This is a genomic window from Pseudoalteromonas sp. UBA2102, assembly GCF_002331165.1.
GTDB classification, from domain to species: Bacteria; Pseudomonadota; Gammaproteobacteria; order Enterobacterales; family Alteromonadaceae; genus Pseudoalteromonas; species Pseudoalteromonas atlantica.
In genome coordinates, this window is sequence record NZ_DCYU01000108.1 from 1 (window position 1) to 2,652 (window position 2,652).

The window sequence follows — 2,652 nt, forward strand, 5'->3', positions numbered from 1 at the left end:
TAAGTTTTACTCGACTCACTAAGTAGCTCGTGCCTCGCTATGCGTTGCGCTCTGCCGTCTCAGTGGGGTCGCATTATAGGGAGAACGGATTTTTACGCAAGCGTTTTTTAATAAAAACTATAAATAAAAGCTCTTTCGTGCATTTTTCACTCTAAAGAGCCAAAAGCAGTACAAAAAACAAACTAAACCTATACACAAAGGCCAATTTGTTTTAAATATAACGATGTATAAAACGCAAAAAGCACTATAAGGTGCTTTTAAGTTAATTTATTAACTGCGCGTATTAATACAAAATACTATAAAGCTTTCTTCTGTATTTTGCTGCAAGTGCATCTCCATCTGGTAGAGAAGCGATAATTGCTAAAAAGCTTGCTTTAGCGTCATTAAAGTTAAGATCCTTTTTAAGTACGCTGAACAGTGTTTCGAGTGCTTCTTCTTTTCGTCCTGCATCATTTAGCAATTGGCTTAGCTCTATTTTCAGGTCTAAGTCATTTGGGTACTTTTCTACTTGAGATTGCTTTTCTTTTATCTCTGGCGAGTCGGTAGCTTCTAGCGCCGCTTCGCATTTAGCTTTTATATTATGAAAATAAGCATCTTGCTCTTGGGCGTCAATGGTATCAATGAGTGCTTGCGCATCATCTAACTTGTGTATTTGAATGCATATATCGGCTAATACAAGCTTTATACGTGCGTTTGCACTGTCTATTTCATACGCTTGCTTTGCGTAATTAAATGCAGCATTTAGGTCCGACTTTAATAATGCTTGTTTTGCTTGTTCAAGAAGTAGGTCCTGTTGCGCTGGTAAATGCTTACTCAGGGCTTCGCGAATTTGCGCGTCTGTTTGTGCACCCGCTAATAAATCTACTGGAGCTGAATCTTTTAACAATACAAGTGTAGGTAATGTTTGCAAGCCAACCTGCTGCGCTAATTGCGAGGCGAGTGCTTGTTCTGCGTCACAATCAAGATTAGCCACTACAATATGGTCTTTATATTGCGTAGCTAAATTTTCTAATATACCGATTTGGCTAATACACTCAGGGCTTTGTGGGGAGTGGAAGTTAAGCAGCACCAACTTTTGTTGTGATGTTTCACCGAGTACTTGCTGAAGGTTTTGTGCGTTGATACTAACTATGTTGCTCATTGAATTAATTGCCATATTCATTTATTTAGGTTTTTATATGGAGACGAACATAATAAATACAAGTATTAAATACTTTCAAATAATGAGGGAAAACATGAAAATCACCTATCTAGCTGCAGCATTAATGATAGCAAGCCCACTTACTTACGCTAAGTCACTAAACTTAGATTTAACTAAGAGTATGCCAGCTATTGAAAAGTTTTACCTCGACTTACACCAATCTCCAGAGCTTTCATATCACGAACAAGAAACTGGCCAAAAAATAGCAGCGCAATTAACAAAACTTGGGTTTGACGTAACAGATAATGTGGGCGGCTATGGTGTGGTAGGGATTTATAAAAATGGCACCGGCCCTACAATAATGATTCGTACTGATACTGATGGCCTACCAATCACAGAGCAAACCGGTAAAGCTTATGCATCTAAAGTACAAGTGACCAACGAGCATGGGAATAAAGTAGGTGTAATGCATGGCTGTGGCCACGATATACATATGAGCTCGTTTATTGGTACTGCTGAGCAACTTATTGCCCATAAAAATAAGTGGCAAGGAACGTTAATGATGGTTGCGCAACCTGCAGAAGAAGTTGGCGGTGGAGCAAAAGCCATGTTAAGTGAAGGCTTATTTAGTAAATATGCTAAGCCTGATCATGTTATTGCGCTGCATGTTAGTGCCAGCGTGCCTGCGGGTAAGGTATCAATGAAAAATGAATACACCATGGCAAGTGTTGATTCGGTAGATATAACTATAAAAGGTAAAGGCGGACACGGCGCCTACCCGCACACAACCGTAGACCCTGTTGTTATTGCGGCGCGTACGGTATTAGCATTACAAACAATCACAAGCCGCGAGCTTTCTCCACTTGAGCCTTCTGTTGTGACTGTGGGATCTATTCATGGTGGCTCAAAGCATAATGTGATTTCCGATGAAGTAAAACTACAGCTTACGCTTAGAAGCTACAACCCAGAGGTACGTACGGCGCAAATAGCTGCTATAAAACGTATTACAGCGGGTATTGCTCAAAGTGCTGGCCTTACTGAGTCACACTACCCTGTTGTTCACGTTCATGAAGATGAATCTATTCCATCTACTTACAATAACCCTCAGCAAACTAATATTGTTAGAAGTGCTATTGCTGATGCAATTGGCGAAACTAATGTACTTGAGACAAAAGCGGTTATGGCTGGTGAAGATTTTGGACTGTACGGTAGAACTGATGAAAACATTCCTATTACGTTATTTTGGTTAGGTGGAGTAAACCAGCAGCAATATACAAATGCGATGAAAAGTAACCGAACACTTCCCTCATTACACTCAAGTAAATTTGCGCCAGATTATAAAGTAGCATTACCGACCGGTATAAAAGCCATGAGTAACGCTGTAGTCGCATTATTTAATAAAAAATAAGCCGTATTTGAGAGCTCAGCGATTAAGTGGTTGCTGAGCTCTTTTTATAATTTGATTTTTTAAATGCTGCTTTTTTACCACCCTTAGCAAAGCGCTTTTTAGG

Annotated in this window: 2 protein-coding genes; one reads left to right on the plus strand and one right to left on the minus strand. The window is 39.7% G+C overall.

From position 1 onward, the window contains the following. Positions 1-283: 283 nt before the first annotated feature. Complete coding sequence (locus B2R65_RS14880; protein ID WP_024031324.1) at positions 284-1,141, minus strand: tetratricopeptide repeat protein; 858 nt, start codon at positions 1,139-1,141, stop codon at positions 284-286. 94 nt (positions 1,142-1,235) lie between these two features. Between B2R65_RS14880 and B2R65_RS14885 the strand changes: the two genes are divergently transcribed. Further along, on the plus strand, positions 1,236-2,549 hold the full coding sequence (locus B2R65_RS14885) for a M20 metallopeptidase family protein (RefSeq protein WP_096042161.1): 1,314 nt from the start codon (positions 1,236-1,238) through the stop codon (positions 2,547-2,549). Positions 2,550-2,652 lie beyond the last annotated feature (103 nt).